Consider the following 15,218-nt stretch of genomic DNA (forward strand, 5'->3'; position numbering starts at 1 on the left):
ATGACCAAGACCATCTCCGCACAGTACGCCGACGTCGACTTCACGCCGCTGGACGCCTTCAGCGCCGGCGAAGTCGTCACCCACTCCCCCGTCCGTGACGTGCGCCTTCCCTCCGGCAAGGTGCTCGCTCTCATCACTCTCGACAACGGGCGCGACCACCGTCGCCCGAACACGCTGGGACCGGCCACGCTCAAAGAGCTGCACGCGACCCTCACCGGTCTCAAAGACCGCGCCGCCGCCGGCGAGATCCAGGCGGTGGGCATCACCGGCAAGCAGTACATCCTCGCCGCCGGCGCCGACCTCAGCGACATCTCGAAGGTCGACTCGCGCGAGAGCGCAAAGCTGATAGCCCAGCGTGGGCACCAGGTGCTGGGCATGCTCGGCGAGCTCGGCGTCCCCTCGTTCGCGTTCGTCAACGGCCTGGCCCTGGGCGGCGGCGTGGAGATCGCACTGAACTCGACGTATCGGACGGTGGATGCCTCGGCCGCGGCGATAGCGCTGCCCGAAGTGTTCCTGGGCATCATCCCCGGGTGGGGCGGCTCCACGCTGCTGCCGAACCTCATCGGCATCGAGAACGCGCTCGAGGTCGTCATCTCGAACCCGCTCAAGCAGAACCGCACCCTCAAGCCGAAGCAGGCGTTCGAGTACGGCATGTTCGATGCGATCTTCGCCCCGGCGAACTTCCTCGAAGACTCACTGCGCTGGGCCGACGGCGTGCTGGCCGGCTCTGTGAAGGTCGAGCGCAAGAACCAGCCGGGCAAGATCGAGCGGACAGTGAAGTGGCCCGTCGCGATAAAGATGGCGCGCGGGATGCTGGAGTCCAAGATCGGCACCGAACCGCGTTCCCCCTACGCGGCCCTGGAACTGCTCGAGGCCGCCCGTTCCGGTTCGATCGCCGACGGGTTCGCCCGTGAGGACGAAGCCCTCGCCGATCTGGTGACCGGCGACCAGTTCGCGGCATCCATGTATGCCTTCGACCTCGTGCAGAAGCGCGCCAAGCGTCCGGTGGGCGCTCCGGACAAGGAACTGGCACGCGCGGTCACGAAGGTCGGTGTCATCGGCGCCGGGCTCATGGCCAGCCAGTTCGCGCTGTTGTTCGTGCGCAAACTGCAGGTTCCGGTGCTCATCACCGACCTCGATCAGGCGCGCGTCGACAAGGGTCTGGCCTACATCCGTGACGAGATCGGCAAGCTCGAGGCGAAGGGGCGGGTGGACTCCGACACCGCCAACAAGCTGCGGGGCCTGGTGCACGGCACGACCGACAAGAGCGAATACGCCGACTGTGACTTCGTCATCGAGGCCGTGTTCGAAGAGACCTCCGTCAAGCAGCAGGTGTTCGGCGAGATCGAGCAGATCATCGCCGAAGACGCCATCTTGGCCACCAACACCTCGTCGCTGTCGGTCGAAGAGATCGGTGCGAAGCTCGCTCACCCCGAGCGGCTGGTCGGCTTCCACTTCTTCAACCCGGTCGCTGTCATGCCGCTGATCGAGATCGTGAAGACGCCGCAGACCACGGATGCCGCACTGTCGACGGCGTTCGTGGTCGCCAAGGGTCTCGGCAAGAACGCCGTGCTCACCGCCGACGCACCCGGTTTCGTCGTCAACCGACTGCTGGCCAAGGTGATGGGCGAGGCCGCGCGCGCGGTCTACGAAGGCACCCCGGTCACCGCTGTCGAGAAGGCGTTCGCGCCCCTCGGACTGCCCATGGGGCCGTTCCAGCTCATCGACCTGGTGGGATGGAAGGTCGCCGCGCACGTGCAGGACACGATGGCGCACGCGTTCCCCGACCGGTTCTACGCGAACGAGAACTTCCACGCGCTGGCCGAGCTGCCCGCTGTCGTCGAGAAGGACAAGGGCGGTCGTGTCACGGGCTGGACGAAGCAGGCAGAGAAGCTGCTCAAGGGCGCTGTCGGCTCGACCCCGGCCGATGCCGCCACGATCCTGCAGCGGGTGCAAGACGGCCTCGCTCAGGAAATCCGGCTGATGCTCGACGAAGGTGTGGTGCCCGAGGTCGAAGACATCGACCTGTGCCTGATCCTCGGTGCCGGCTGGCCGTTCATCGACGGCGGCGCATCGGTCTACCTCGACCGTGAGGGCGCCGCGCAGCGCGCGACCGGCGACACGTTCCACCACCCGGTGATCCGCGGCGTGAGCAGCTGACCATCCCCGCTGCCGGGCTGCGAGTGGCTGACACTCCGCAGCCCGGCTGCGGACTCGGATCAGAAGCCGTCTTCCTCCTCAGGCGGCGCATCGGCGCGGCCGAGAGCGTCGCCGCGCGCGAGGACCAGCGCGATGGCCGCGAAGACGATCATGATGATCCCGATCGGGTTCGCGAACCCGATGGCGATCCCGCGCCCGGGCTCGCCCGTGCCGGTGAGGATCGTCTGCAGCCCGTCTGCCGTGATGTCGGGGATCAGCAGCCCCAGCGCGATAGCGCATCCCCACGACGCGAACAAGGTCCCGTAGGTCGCCGTCCGGTGGCCGAAACCGCGCTGGGCCGTGCGGATGAAGCCCTGCGCGATGAACAGATGCAGCACCACCACGACGATCCCGAGCGTGAGTGCATAGACCGGCGTCAGCGATCCGGCGACGCCGAACAGGGCGCGTCCGAACGCGATCCAGGCTGCCAGCACGATCCCCACGGCGCCGACGACGACACCCCACACCGGCGAGCGAGACTCCATGCCTCCACGCTATCGGAGCGCTGAGATGCCGCGGCCGCGTCAGACCGGAGCCCCGTCAGGCGTTGCGCTCGCGCGTGTCCGCCCATTCGTCATCCGCGGCATCCGACAGCGCGGGCCGGGCTGAGGGGATCCGCGTGCCGAGCACCTGCGCCACGACGTCTTGGGCGATCTTCGACGGGGTCAGGCCCGCGTCGCGCAGAATCTCGTCGCGCGACGCGTGCGGGATGAACTCGTCGGGCAGACCCAACTCGTCGACGGCGGTGTCGATGCCCGCCTCACGCAGCACCTGGCGCACACGCGTGCCGATGCCGCCGACACGGATGCCGTCCTCGATCGTGATGACCAGGCGATGGGACGCCGCAAGCTCGACGACCGACGCGGGCACCGGCACCACCCAGCGGGGATCGACGACCGTCGCCCCGATGCCCTGCGCGCGCAGGCGGGCGGCGACATCCACCGCCACATGGGCCATCGGCCCGATGCCGATCAAGAGCACATCGGGCGCCTCGCCGCGCACGAGCACGTCGACGCCGTCATCGAGTCGCTCAAGGGCCGGCAGGTCGTCAGCAGCCGCGCCCTTGGGGTAGCGGATGACCGTGGGCGCGTCGTCCACCGCCACCGCCTCCCGCAGCTCCTCACGCAACCGGGCAGCGTCCCGCGGCGCGGCGATGCGGATGTGTGGGACGAGCTGCAGGGTGGCCAGGTCCCAGATGCCATGGTGGCTGGGGCCGTCGGGGCCGGTCACGCCGGCCCGGTCGAGCACGAAGGTGACCCCGGCGCGGTGCAGCCCGACATCCATCAGCACCTGATCGAAGGCGCGACCGATGAAGGTCGCGTACAGCGCCACCACCGGGTGAAGGCCGCCGTAGGCCAGCCCCGCCGCCGAGGCCACCGCATGCTGTTCGGCGATGCCGACGTCGTGCACGCGGTCGGGAAAGCGCTGCGCGAACGGCAACAGGCCCGTCGGGCGCAGCATCGCGGCGGTCACCGCCATGACCTCGGGGCGTTCTGCGCCGATCTGGGCGAGTTCTTCGGCGAAGGCATCCGTCCATGACGCTGCCTCCGCACCGCCCAGCGCACGGCCCGTGCGCGGGTCGATGCGCCCGACCGCGTGGAACTGGTCGGCCTCATCGTGCACAGCCGGCTCGTAGCCGCGCCCTTTCTCGGTGATCGTGTGGACGATGACGGGGGCGCCGTAGCGTTTGGCCAGTCGCAGCGTCTCGATCAGGGTCGGGATGTCGTGCCCGTCCACGGGCCCGAGGTATTTGATGTCGAGGTTGGAGTAGAGCGCCTCGTTTCCGGTGAACCGGGACAGGAAGCCGCGCGTGCCGCCACGCAGACCGCGGTGTATCGCCCGCCCCACGCGCCCGAAACGACGGAACAGGTCCTCAGACCGCTCGTCGAGCTGCCGGTACGTCTGCGCGGTGCGAATGCGGTTCAGATACCGCGCCATGCCGCCGATGGTCGGCGCATACGAGCGTCCGTTGTCATTGACGACGATCACGAGATTGCGCTCGTTGTCGTCGGAGATGTTGTTCAGCGCCTCCCACGTCATGCCGCCCGTGAGCGCGCCGTCTCCGACCACGGCAACCACGTGGCGGTCACGGCGTCCGGTGCGGGCGAAGGCACGGGAGATGCCGTCTGCCCAGCTCAGCGAACTCGACGCGTGCGAGGACTCCACGACGTCGTGTGGGCTCTCGGCCCGCTGCGGGTACCCGGCGAGCCCGTCGCGCTGCCGCAGGTGCGAGAAATCCTGACGCCCGGTCAGCAGCTTGTGCACATACGACTGGTGCCCGGTGTCGAACACGATGGGATCGTTCGGGGAATCGAAGACGCGGTGCAAGGCGATCGTCAGCTCGACGACACCGAGATTGGGGCCCAGATGGCCGCCGGTGCGCGCGACGTTCTCGATGAGGAACGACCGGATCTCGGCGGCCAGCTGTATCAGCTGCGCCGCGCTGAGCGCATCGAGGTCACGGGGGCCCGAGATCATCGGCAGAATCGCCATCGGACTCCTTCCCGAACGCCGAGCGGCGAACGCGCGGTCAAGTCTAGACCGCGCGCCCGCCGCTGGCGTGAAGGCTCAGACGAGTGAGCGCAGCACGTACTGCAGAATGCCGCCGTTGCGGTAGTAGTCGGCTTCACCGGGCGTGTCGATCCGCACCACCGCGTCGAAGGAGACCGGCGCCTTGCCCTCGGCCGAATCACCGGTCGGCGTCGCGACCACGTGCACAGTCTTGGGAGTCGACCCGTCGTTGAGCTTCTCGATGCCCGTGATGGCGAACTCCTCGGTGCCGTCCAGACCCAGCGAGTCGGCCGTCTCACCCGCGGGGAACTGCAGCGGAATGACTCCCATGCCGATGAGGTTCGAGCGGTGGATGCGCTCGAAGCTCTCGGCGATGACCGCCTGCACGCCCAGCAGGGTCGTTCCCTTGGCCGCCCAGTCACGCGACGAGCCCGAGCCGTACTCCTTGCCGGCCAGAACCACCAGCGGGGTGCCGGCGTTCTGGTAGTTGATCGACGCGTCGTAGATGAACGACTGCGGCCCGCCCGGCTGGGTGAAGTCGCGGGTGTAGCCGCCCTCGACACCGTCGAGCAGCTGGTTGCGCAACCGGATGTTCGCGAACGTACCGCGGATCATGACCTCGTGGTTGCCGCGACGCGAACCGTAGGAGTTGAAGTCCTTACGGTCGATGCCGTGCCCGGCCAGATAGCGACCCGCCGGGCTGTCGGCCTTGATGGCACCGGCCGGCGAGATGTGGTCGGTGGTCACCGAGTCGCCGAGCTTGGCGAGCACTCGGGCGCCGCTGATGTCGGCGACCGGCTCGGGCTGGGCGGTCATCCCCTCGAAGTACGGGGGCTTGCGCACATAGGTCGACTCGTCGTTCCACTCGAACACCGCACCGGTCGGGGTCGGCAGCGAACGCCACCGCTCGTCGCCGTCGAACACCGAGGAGTACTCACGGTCGAACATGTCGGTCGAGATCGACGAATCGATCGTCGACTGCACCTCGGCGGCATCCGGCCAGATGTCCTTCAAGAACACCTCGTTGCCGTCGCCGTCGGTTCCCAGCGCGTCGTTGTCGAAGTCGAAGTTCATCGACCCGGCCAGCGCGTAGGCGATCACCAGCGGCGGCGAGGCGAGGTAGTTCATCTTCACGTCGGGGTTGATGCGTCCCTCGAAGTTGCGGTTGCCCGAGAGCACCGCGGTCACGGCCAGGTCACTCTCGTTGATGGCGGCCGAGACCTCTTCGATGAGCGGTCCCGAGTTGCCGATGCAGGTGGTGCAGCCGTATCCGACCGTGTAGAAGCCGAGCTGCTCGAGATCGGTGGTCAGTCCCGACTTCTCGTAGTACTCGGTGACGACCTTCGACCCGGGGGCCAGCGTGGTCTTCACCCACGGCTTGACCTTCAGGCCCTTGTTCACCGCGTTGCGGGCGAGCAGGCCGGCCGCGAGCATGACCGACGGGTTGGAGGTGTTGGTGCACGAGGTGATGGCCGCAATGGTGACAGCGCCGTGGTCGATGACGAACTTCTCGCCGTCGGCCAGTGTGACGTCGGTCGGCTTGGACGCGGTGCGCGGCGCGTGCGAGCGGTGCGTGTGGTGGTGGATGCTGTGCGCATCCGCCGGCGAGTTCTCGGGCGGATCCGAGGCCGGGAACGACTCCGAGACCTCGAGATCGACGAGGTCGTGCTCGGCGTCGGCGTAATTGACCAGATCCTGCTCGAACTTCGCCTTCGACTCGCTGAGCAGAATGCGATCCTGCGGGCGCTTCGGGCCGGCGATCGAAGGCACGACGGTGCCCAGGTCGAGCTCGAGGTACTCGCTGAACGCGGGCTCACGCGAGGCGTCGTGCCAGAGGTGCTGCTCCTTCGCGTAGGCCTCGACAAGGGCCACCTGGTCGGCGCTGCGCCCGGTCAGGCGCAGGTAGTCGAGCGTGACGTCGTCGATCGGGAAGATCGCAGCGGTCGAGCCGAACTCGGGGCTCATGTTGCCGATCGTGGCGCGGTTGGCCAGCGGCACCGAGGCCACGCCCGCACCGTAGAACTCGACGAACTTGCCGACCACGCCGTGTTTGCGCAGCATGTCGGTGATGGTGAGCACCACATCGGTCGCCGTCACGCCGGCGGGGATCTCACCCGACAGCTTGAAGCCGACCACGCGCGGAATGAGCATCGACACCGGCTGACCGAGCATTGCCGCCTCGGCCTCGATGCCGCCCACGCCCCAGCCCAGCACGCCCAGGCCGTTGACCATGGTGGTGTGCGAGTCGGTGCCCACCAGCGTGTCGGGGTAGGCCCGCAGCACGCCGTCGACCTCGCGGGTGAAGGTGACGCGCGCGAGGTACTCGATGTTCACCTGGTGCACGATGCCCGTCCCCGGGGGTACGACCTTGAAGTCGTCGAACGCCGTCTGGCCCCAGCGCAGGAACTGGTAGCGCTCACCATTGCGCTGGTACTCGATCTCGACGTTGCGCTCGAACGCGTCGGGCGTGCCGAACAGGTCGGCGATCACGGAGTGGTCGATGACCAGCTCGGCGGGCGAGAGCGGGTTGATCTTGGTCGGGTCTCCCCCGAGATCCGCCATCGCCTCGCGCATCGTGGCGAGGTCGACGATGCAGGGCACACCGGTGAAGTCCTGCATGACCACGCGGGCCGGCGTGAACTGGATCTCGGTGTCGGGCTCGGCGTTGGCGTCCCACGAGCCCAGAGCCTGAATCTGCTCCTTCGTGACGTTCTTGCCGTCTTCGGTGCGCAGAAGGTTCTCCAGCAGCACCTTGAGGCTGAACGGCAGTCTGTCGTACCCCTCGACGGCGTCAAGCCGGAAGATCTCATAGTCGGTGCTGCCGACCGTCAGGGTGCTCTTTGCACCGAAGCTGTCAACCGTGGACACGTCTCGTCTCCTTCGTCGGCGGCGGAAGCACGGACGAACGTCCGCGGTCCCATCTTTCCCCGCCGCGAAGGTCATGACCAGTCAGGGTCACCTAACCTGCGGCGGGACGCAATTTATCTTGATATCAAGATAAATATATCACTGGCCGCTTGGCGACGAAGGCTCCGACACATCGGCTCCGGCCTTCGGATACAGCCCACGTACGGCGAGCCAGGTCACCGCCACCATGGGCGCGAACAGCGGCAGGCCCATGATCAGCTTGAGCGTGCCCAGCGCCGTCACCTGGTCGGTCAGAAACAGCGGAAGCTCGACGGCCAGACGCGCCGCGAACAGCGCAGCCCAGGCGATCGTCAGCCAGAAGAACACGCGACGTTTGCGACGATCGGCACGCCATGCGGTGCCGTCGTTCATGAGCCAGCCGACGGCAAGCCCGATCAACGGCCAGCCCACAAGTGCCGAGATCAGCAGGGCGGTGCCGTACGCGCCGTTGGTGACCAGGCCCAGGATGAAGTTGTCGGCGGCCCGCCCCGTCCACAGCGCCAGCGCGGCGGCGGCACCCGTGGCGACGAGCCCGCCGATCGCGGCCGAGGCCGGAGAGCGCATGATCAGGCGCACCGCAGTGAACACGACAGCGAGCCCCACCGAGAGCCCGACGGCCAGCCAGAGGTCGCCCTGATGCGTCTGCGGGTCGACGGTGATCGTCCAGACGAGAACGAAAACCAGGGTGGGCAGGACGGATTCGAGGATGCCGCGCCAGCCCCCCATCGCGTGCCACACGATGTGCCCGGTGCTCGCCGACTGCCCGGGATCGAGCCCGGCGCGTCGAGCGGCCCCGCCCAGCGCAGCACCGAGGATGTCGGATGCCGCCGGGCCGGCGGCATCCTTGCGCGGTTCGTCGTCGCTCACGCCGCTCCCGGCGTCGAGGGCATCTTCAGCGGGATGAGATCACGCGGGGGCATCGGCGAGCCGCCGCGCACCACGACGATCGATCGGAAGAGATCTTCGACCCGTTCGGCCGCCTCGACGTCGCCGGTGGCCGCTCCCCCGATCACGCCGCGCAGGAACCAGCGCGGTCCGTCGACCCCGACGAAGCGGGCCAGACGGCGTGCGGGCTGGCCATCGGGGTCGGTCACCGGCACCTCAGCCAGAAGCTCGGCACCCAGCGGACCCTCGCGCTCTTCGACGCGGCCGCCCTGCTGGCGCACCTGCTGGCGGATCTGCTCACGGGTCTCGTCCCACAGACCGCTCGAGCGTGGGGCGGCGAACGGCTGCACCTGCAGCGTCGAACCCACGTAGTCGAGCCCCACAGCCACGATGCGCTGGGTCTGCTCCTCGACCTCGAGGCGCAGATTCAGGCCCTCACGCGGCAGGATCTTGATGCCGCCGAGGTCGATGTAGGGACGGACCGGATTGGCTTCGGAGTCGTCGAACGGACCGGATTCCGCGCGGTCCGCCGGGGCGGACTTGCGCGGACCGTCGGGCTCGGTCTGGTCGGTCATGAGGTTCTCCTCGTCTCGTTCGTGTAGCCGGTGGAACCGAATCCGCCTTCGCCGCGGGCGCTCTCATCGAGCGCGTCGACGGGAATGAAGCGGGCCCGGCTCACCGGCATGATGACCAGCTGCGCGATGCGATCGCCGACGGCGATCTCGTACGCCTCGCGCGCGTCGGTGTTCAGCAGCGTCACCTTCAGCTCACCGCGGTATCCGGCGTCGACGGTGCCCGGGGCATTCACGATGGTGATGCCGTGCTTGGTCGCCAGTCCGCTGCGCGGGACCACGAACGCGACGTAGCCGTCGGGCAGCGCGATGCGCACGCCGGTGCCCACCAGCGCACGCTGGCCGGGCTCGAGCCGCAGTGCCTCGGCCGACACGAGATCGGCGCCGGCGTCGCCGGGGTGCGCGTAGGCCGGAAGCTCGGGGGCGATAATGGGGACGTCCACGGTTTCGGTCACTCAACGAGGGTAATGCAGATGACATCAACGGATGCCACGAGTACGGCGCACTCTGCGTATCGGGAGCGCCTCACCCCGTCGCTGTGGGCCTTCGTCAGCGCGGCCGTGGTCGCTCCGATGGCGGCAATGGTGTTCGTGCCCTTCGACAAGACCGTCGCCCTCGCGGCCGGAGTGGTCGTCGCCGTCCTGGTGATAGCCCTGTTGATCGCCGCCGCTCCCCGGGTCGAGGTGCGCGGCGCAGAACTGCGTGCGGGGCGTGCGCACATCCCCGTCGCCGCGCTGGGTGAAGCCGAGCCCTTCGCGGGTGAGGACGCCCGCCAGCTGCGCGGACCGGGTCTGCAGCGCGACGCATGGCATCTCATCCGCGGCGGCATCGACGGGCTCATCCAGGTGCCGGTCACCGACCCGCAGGATCCGACCCCGGTGTGGGTGATCTCGTCGCGGACGCCGGACCGACTGGCCGCCGCGATTCGGCGGGCACAGCGGGCGGCGTCCGCGACCGTCTAGCTGGTCAGGCCGCGCACTCGATGCAGATGGGACCTGCGGCGTCTTCGTGATCGAGCTGCGACCGGTGCTTGACCAGGAAGCAGCTCACACAGGTGAACTCGTCTTCCTGAGGGGGAAGCACGACGACATCGAGTTCGAGGTCCGAAAGATCCGCGCCCGGAAGCTCGAAGCCGGACGGGTTGTCCGAGTCCTCGGACTCACCCGATCCGGCCATCTTGTCCGGCACGCGCTCCTTGAGAGCCTCGATCGATTCGCTCTCGTCCTCGTTCTTGCGCGGGGCGTCGTAATCGGTGGCCATTGGCTGAAGTCTCTACTTTCCCATTGTGTGCCGCTGCCCGAAGGGGCGGCGATAGTTTGCACGACGTCGAGCGATTTCGCAAATGGATGTCGCAGGATCGTGTTCGGGCGCTCCGATCCAGCGATGAAACCCGCGGCACGCCCGCGATATTCCCGGCCGCACGGGTGCGTGCATGCGACCATGGCACAACAGCGAAGGAAAGGCGCGTTCGCATGGAACAGCTCAGGGTCATCGGATCGGAAGACGACGCCCTCGTCTTGGCGACCGAGTCCGGCACTCGCTTCACGCTCCCCGTCAACGAGGTGCTGCGCAGCGAGCTCAAGCGGTCGCATCGACAGCAGGATGCCGAGCCCCGCGGTCCCCGCCCGAGTCCTCGCGACATCCAGTCGCGCATCCGCTCCGGCATGACCGCCGCCGAGGTCGCCGAGGCACTCGGCATCACCGTCGACGACGTCGCGCGATATGAGGGACCCGTGCTCGCCGAACGCGAGCACGTGGTGGGGCAGGCGCTGGCCGTTCCCGTCCTGGTCGCCGGCGATCTCGACGAGGCGTCGCAGACGTTCGGCGGCGCCGTGCGGGCCAAGCTCGCCGAGGCGGGCGCCACCGGCGAACGGTGGACGAGCTGGAAAGACGATCACACCTGGATCATCAAGCTGGAGTTCACTTCGGCCGATGTCGATCATGACGCACGCTGGAGCTTTGAGCCGCGCCGCGGCACCCTCTCGCCGTTGAACGCCGATGCGACCCAGCTGTCCCGCCAGGGCTCTCTTCCCGACGGCCTGATCCCCCGCCTGCGCGCACTCGACACGCCCGCACCCAAGGACGACTCACGGTTCGACGCCGAGCAGTTCGGTCCGCGGCGCATGCGTGCCGAGGCAGAGGAGGCGGCCCAGGCCGCCGCACCCGCCGCCGTGCAGAACGCCGCCATCAAACGCGCGCCCGAGCAGTCGCAGACCTCGAGCGAGACCGCCGACCTGCTCGAGGCGCTGCGACGCAGGCGAGGGCAGCGGGCACCGTTACCCGAGCCGCAGGATGAGCAGCCGACCTCGGCTGCACACCCCGTCGCGCTGTTCGACGCCCTCGAACCCGGCTACGACGGCAGCGCCGCGCCGGAGGCGGAGCCGGCATCAGACGGCTCCGAGCGCGAGGCCGCCTCGTCGGGCGAGGTGCGCCGCAAGGGCCGCCCGGCCATGCCGTCATGGGATGAGATAGTCTTCGGCGCCCGCACCGAAGACAGCTGACTCAGGCGAACGCGCCCAGACGGATCAGCGGCACGGTGGTCTCTTCGGGACTGAGCGATCCATGCTGGCCGATCATCTTCTGCCCTGCCTTGTCGGCCGGACGGTCGTCGTAGTACACGACGGCGCCGCGCGCGGCCACCACGACGTCGCCGATGCGCGGGCGCACTGCGGCATCCACCCTGCCGAAAAGTCCGGCCTCGATCGCCTCATCGCGCGAGAGAACCCAGGAGCGCGTGCTCTCGGCCGCGGACCACGCCGTGTGCACGCGTGCGGCGAAGCCGTCTTCGGCGTACAGGTGCAGCATCCGCGGCTCGCCGCCGATCAGCCGCACCCCGTCCAGCAACGGGTCTGCCTCGCCCAGCAGCACGTGCCGGTGTCGCGGTACGTCCACCATGCCGTGATCGGCGGTGACCACCGCACCGACCCCATTCGGCAACGAGCGCGAGAGCTCGCGCACGGCCGCGTCGACGTCTTCGAGAGCCGTCGACCACTGCTCGGACTGCCAGCCGTGCTTGTGTCCGGCGCCGTCGAGATCGGGGGTGTACACGTAGACGAGGGATCCAGGATGCCGCGCCGCGAGATCCGCCGCCAGCTGAGCACGCTCGCCGACGCCGGCCGCCGTGTGCATCCGGGCTCCGCGCGTGGTCGCGCGCGTGAATCCGGATGCCCCGAACTCGGGACGGGTGACCACGAAGCAGGGGCGTCCTCGTGCGGCTTCCCGCGACATCAGCGGCTCGGCGCGCTGCCAGGTGTCGGGATCGATCGACCCGTCGTCCCAGCCCTTGAGCTGGTTGACCACCGCATCGGTGCCGGGCACACGGGTCCGGTAGCCCACGATTCCGTGCTCGCCCGGATCGGCGCCGGTGAGCAGGCTGGTCAGCGCCGCGGCCGTCGTCGAGGGGAACACCGTGCGGGCGACATCCTTCTTCGTGCGGTGGGCGGCCAAGAACCGGGCGTGTCCCAGCCGAGCGGCGAGGTTGTGGGCGCCCAGTCCGTCGACGGTGAAGACGATGGCGCTGCGTGCCGGCGCGAACCAGTCAGATGCCCCCGACAGTGCGGCCACCAGCTGCGGCACGACACCGGTGAGGCTGCGGGCTCCGGGCGTGGCCGCCGGTAGGCTGAGTGTCATCGGGGCCAGTCTCGCACACCGCCCCCGCCCGCCATCCGAACCGGAGCCGTATGCCTGCCAAGACCCCTACGCCATCGAGCCCGAGCCACGAGCGCATCGAAGACGTCGACGTCTCGGCTGAGATGCAAGGGTCGTACCTCGAGTACGCGTATTCGGTCATCTACTCCCGCGCACTGCCCGACGCCCGCGACGGGCTCAAGCCGGTGCAGCGGCGCATCCTGTTCCAGATGGCCGAGATGGGCCTGCGCCCCGACCGCGGGCACGTCAAGAGCGCGCGCGTCGTCGGCGAGGTGATGGGAAAGCTCCACCCACACGGCGACTCGGCCATCTACGACGCCCTCGTGCGCCTTGCTCAGCCGTTCACGCTGCGCGTGCCGCTGGTCGACGGGCACGGCAACTTCGGCTCGCTCGACGACGGCCCCGCGGCGGCCCGCTACACCGAGGCACGCCTGGCTCCCCCGGCTCTGGCCATGACCGAGAGTCTTGACGAAGACGTCGTCGACTTCATCCCGAACTACGACGGACAATTCCAGCAGCCCGCCGTGCTGCCGGCGGCGTTCCCGAACCTGCTCGTCAACGGGGCGTCGGGCATCGCGGTCGGCATGGCCACGAACATGGCCCCGCACAATCTGATCGAGGTCGTCGCCGCCGCCACCCATCTGCTCGAGCATCCCGAGGCCACCGTCGATGAGCTGATGGAGTTCGTTCCCGGCCCCGATCTGCCCGGCGGGGGCATCATCACCGGCGTCGACGGTATCAAGGACGCCTACCGCACCGGACGCGGCGCGTTCCGCACCCGGGCCAAGGTGTCGGTTGAGCAGCTCGGGCCGCGAAAGACCGGCCTGGTCGTCACCGAGCTCCCCTATCTCGTCGGCCCCGAGCGGGTGATCGAGAAGATCAAAGACGCCGTGCAGGCCAAGAAGCTCACCGGCATCTCAGACGTCGCCGACCTCACCGACCGCAAGAACGGCCTGCGCCTGGTCATCACGGTCAAGACCGGCTTCGATCCGCACGCCGTTCTCGAGCACCTGTACCGGCTGACTCCGCTCGAGGACTCGTTCTCGATGAACAACGTCGCCCTGGTCGACGGACAGCCGCAGACCCTCGGTCTGCGCGAGCTGCTGCAGGTCTACCTCGATCATCGGCTGAAGGTCGTCACACGCCGCAGCGAGTACCGCCTGGCACGGCGGCGCGAGCGGCTGCACCTGGTCGAGGGCCTGCTGATAGCGATCCTCGACATCGACGAGGTCATCCAGGTGATCCGGGCCTCAGATGACAGCGAGCAGGCACGCACCCGTCTGCGCGCGGTGTTCGATCTCTCCGAGCCGCAGGCCGAGTACATCCTCGAGCTGCGGCTGCGACGGCTCACCAAGTTCTCACGCATCGAGCTGGAAGCCGAACGCGACCAGCTGAAGACCGAGATCGCCGCGCTCGTCGAGCTGCTCGGATCCGAGGTGCTGCTGCGACAGCAGGTGGCCCGCGAGCTGGATGCCGCAGCCGACGCCTATGGCACGCCCCGACGCACCCTGCTGCTCAACGGCGGCCCGGTGCAGCCGCGCAGTGGCCGCGCCGCGCCCGCACTCGAGATCGCCGACACCCCCTGCCGCGTGTTCCTCTCGGCCACCGGTCGGATGGTGCGTGCCGATCTGAATCCCGACGCCCCGGATGGCGGCATCCTCACGCCTGCCCGCCGGTCGAAGCACGACGCCATCCGCTCCCGCGTCGACACGACCTCGCGGGGTGACCTCGGCGCCGTCACCAACACCGGACGACTGGTGCGCCTCACACCGGTCGATCTTCCTTCGGTGCCCGGCAACTCCGTGCAGCTGGGCGCGGGCACCCGTGTCGACCAGTATCTGGCGCTTGCCAAGGGGGAACACGTGGTGGCCCTGGTTCCGCTGACCGCCGAGCCGGTGATAGCGCTGGGCACCGCCCAGGGCGTCGTCAAGCGCGTTGCCGCCACCGAGCTGTCGAACAAGCCCGAGGTCGAGATCATCGCACTCAAGCCCGGCGATGCCGTCGTGGGCGCGGCCCCTGCAGCCGACGACGCCGAGCTCGTCTTCGTCACCTCCGATGCCCAGCTGCTGCATTTCGCCGCGTCTGCCGTGCGCGCCCAGGGCCGTTCGGCAGGCGGAATGGCGGGCATGCGGGTTTCAGCGGGAGAACGTGCCCTCTCCTTCGACGTGCTGCCGGCTGATGCCGTCGACGCGGTCGTGGTCACCATCGCCGGGTCCACCCAGGTCCTGGCGGGGGCGGATGCTGGAACGGGAAAGGTCTCGTCGTTCTCAGAGTTCCCCGCCAAGGGGCGAGGCACCGGCGGTGTGCGCGCTCAGCGCTTTCTCAAGGGCGAAGACGCCCTCACCCTCGCCTGGGTGGGTGTTGACCCGCGGGCGGTGGGCACCGATGGCGCGGTGCGCCAGCTGCCGCAGGATCGTGCCAAGCGCGACGCCTCCGGCGTGCCGCTGGACGGCGTGATCGGCGCCCTGGGTACGGCCGTGCGCTGAGGCCCTCGGG

The 15,218-nt window shown here is 68.8% G+C and carries 12 protein-coding genes; 4 read left to right on the forward strand and 8 right to left on the reverse strand.

Annotated elements, in window-relative coordinates; all coding sequences use genetic code 11:
• Entirely contained in the window at positions 1-2,160 is a 2,160-nt protein-coding gene (locus tag ET475_RS15820; protein ID WP_129394064.1) for a 3-hydroxyacyl-CoA dehydrogenase NAD-binding domain-containing protein, read from the forward strand.
• A 59-nt stretch (positions 2,161-2,219) separates the two neighbouring features.
• On the opposite strand, the gene ET475_RS15825 is transcribed toward ET475_RS15820, so the two are convergent.
• From ET475_RS15825 to dut, 6 genes are all read right to left on the reverse strand, one after another.
• Positions 2,220-2,684: a hypothetical protein gene (locus ET475_RS15825; protein WP_207205369.1), complete on the reverse strand. Its 465-nt coding sequence runs from the start codon at positions 2,682-2,684 to the stop codon at positions 2,220-2,222.
• A 55-nt stretch (positions 2,685-2,739) separates the two neighbouring features.
• The gene (dxs, locus tag ET475_RS15830) at positions 2,740-4,692 is read right to left on the reverse strand and encodes a 1-deoxy-D-xylulose-5-phosphate synthase (protein ID WP_129392465.1); all 1,953 of its coding nucleotides are present in this window, start codon (positions 4,690-4,692) and stop codon (positions 2,740-2,742) included.
• Positions 4,693-4,767: 75 nt separating this feature from the next.
• Positions 4,768-7,578, reverse strand: coding sequence for an aconitate hydratase AcnA (gene acnA / locus ET475_RS15835; RefSeq protein ID WP_129392468.1), 2,811 nt, complete (start codon positions 7,576-7,578; stop codon positions 4,768-4,770).
• Positions 7,579-7,716: 138 nt separating this feature from the next.
• Complete coding sequence (locus tag ET475_RS15840; RefSeq protein ID WP_129392472.1) at positions 7,717-8,484, reverse strand: DUF3159 domain-containing protein; 768 nt, start codon at positions 8,482-8,484, stop codon at positions 7,717-7,719.
• Entirely contained in the window at positions 8,481-9,077 is a 597-nt protein-coding gene (locus ET475_RS15845) for a DUF3710 domain-containing protein (protein WP_129392475.1), read from the reverse strand. The genes ET475_RS15840 and ET475_RS15845 overlap by 4 nt, the downstream gene beginning before the upstream one ends.
• Positions 9,074-9,529, reverse strand: a complete 456-nt coding sequence (gene dut, locus ET475_RS15850; protein WP_165310961.1) for a dUTP diphosphatase — start codon at positions 9,527-9,529, stop codon at positions 9,074-9,076. The genes ET475_RS15845 and dut overlap by 4 nt, the downstream gene beginning before the upstream one ends.
• Before the next feature lie 18 nt (positions 9,530-9,547).
• Between dut and ET475_RS15855 the strand changes: the two genes are divergently transcribed.
• Complete coding sequence (locus tag ET475_RS15855) at positions 9,548-10,036, forward strand: DUF3093 domain-containing protein (protein WP_129392478.1); 489 nt, start codon at positions 9,548-9,550, stop codon at positions 10,034-10,036.
• 4 nt (positions 10,037-10,040) lie between these two features.
• Here ET475_RS15855 and ET475_RS15860 read toward each other — a convergent pair whose 3' ends face one another.
• A complete protein-coding gene (locus tag ET475_RS15860) occupies positions 10,041-10,334 on the reverse strand; it encodes a DUF4193 domain-containing protein (RefSeq protein ID WP_129392481.1) in 294 nt (97 codons plus the stop codon).
• Between the two features lie 212 nt (positions 10,335-10,546).
• Between ET475_RS15860 and sepH the strand changes: the two genes are divergently transcribed.
• A complete protein-coding gene (gene sepH, locus ET475_RS15865; RefSeq protein ID WP_129392484.1) occupies positions 10,547-11,575 on the forward strand; it encodes a septation protein SepH in 1,029 nt (342 codons plus the stop codon).
• Position 11,576: 1 nt separating this feature from the next.
• On the opposite strand, the gene ET475_RS15870 is transcribed toward sepH, so the two are convergent.
• Positions 11,577-12,704, reverse strand: coding sequence for an alkaline phosphatase family protein (locus ET475_RS15870; protein WP_129392487.1), 1,128 nt, complete (start codon positions 12,702-12,704; stop codon positions 11,577-11,579).
• A 50-nt stretch (positions 12,705-12,754) separates the two neighbouring features.
• On the opposite strand from ET475_RS15870, the gene ET475_RS15875 reads away from it, so the two are divergent.
• Positions 12,755-15,208: a DNA gyrase/topoisomerase IV subunit A gene (locus ET475_RS15875; protein ID WP_129392490.1), complete on the forward strand. Its 2,454-nt coding sequence runs from the start codon at positions 12,755-12,757 to the stop codon at positions 15,206-15,208.
• The last annotated feature ends 10 nt before the right edge of the window (positions 15,209-15,218 follow it).

The organism is Microbacterium protaetiae (genome assembly GCF_004135285.1).
Lineage (GTDB): Bacteria > Actinomycetota > Actinomycetes > Actinomycetales > Microbacteriaceae > Microbacterium > Microbacterium protaetiae.

What these genes read in the sequence shown, in the direction of transcription:
- ET475_RS15820 (WP_129394064.1), top strand. Translation starts at nt 1, where the DNA reads ATGACCAAGACCATCTCCGCACAGTACGCCGACGTCGACTTCACGCCG.
- ET475_RS15825 (WP_207205369.1), bottom strand. Translation starts at nt 2,684, where the DNA reads ATGGAGTCTCGCTCGCCGGTGTGGGGTGTCGTCGTCGGCGCCGTGGGG.
- dxs (WP_129392465.1), bottom strand. Translation starts at nt 4,692, where the DNA reads ATGGCGATTCTGCCGATGATCTCGGGCCCCCGTGACCTCGATGCGCTC.
- ET475_RS15845 (WP_129392475.1), bottom strand. Translation starts at nt 9,077, where the DNA reads ATGACCGACCAGACCGAGCCCGACGGTCCGCGCAAGTCCGCCCCGGCG.
- ET475_RS15855 (WP_129392478.1), top strand. Translation starts at nt 9,548, where the DNA reads ATGACATCAACGGATGCCACGAGTACGGCGCACTCTGCGTATCGGGAG.
- ET475_RS15860 (WP_129392481.1), bottom strand. Translation starts at nt 10,334, where the DNA reads ATGGCCACCGATTACGACGCCCCGCGCAAGAACGAGGACGAGAGCGAA.
- sepH (WP_129392484.1), top strand. Translation starts at nt 10,547, where the DNA reads ATGGAACAGCTCAGGGTCATCGGATCGGAAGACGACGCCCTCGTCTTG.
- ET475_RS15870 (WP_129392487.1), bottom strand. Translation starts at nt 12,704, where the DNA reads ATGACACTCAGCCTACCGGCGGCCACGCCCGGAGCCCGCAGCCTCACC.
- ET475_RS15875 (WP_129392490.1), top strand. Translation starts at nt 12,755, where the DNA reads ATGCCTGCCAAGACCCCTACGCCATCGAGCCCGAGCCACGAGCGCATC.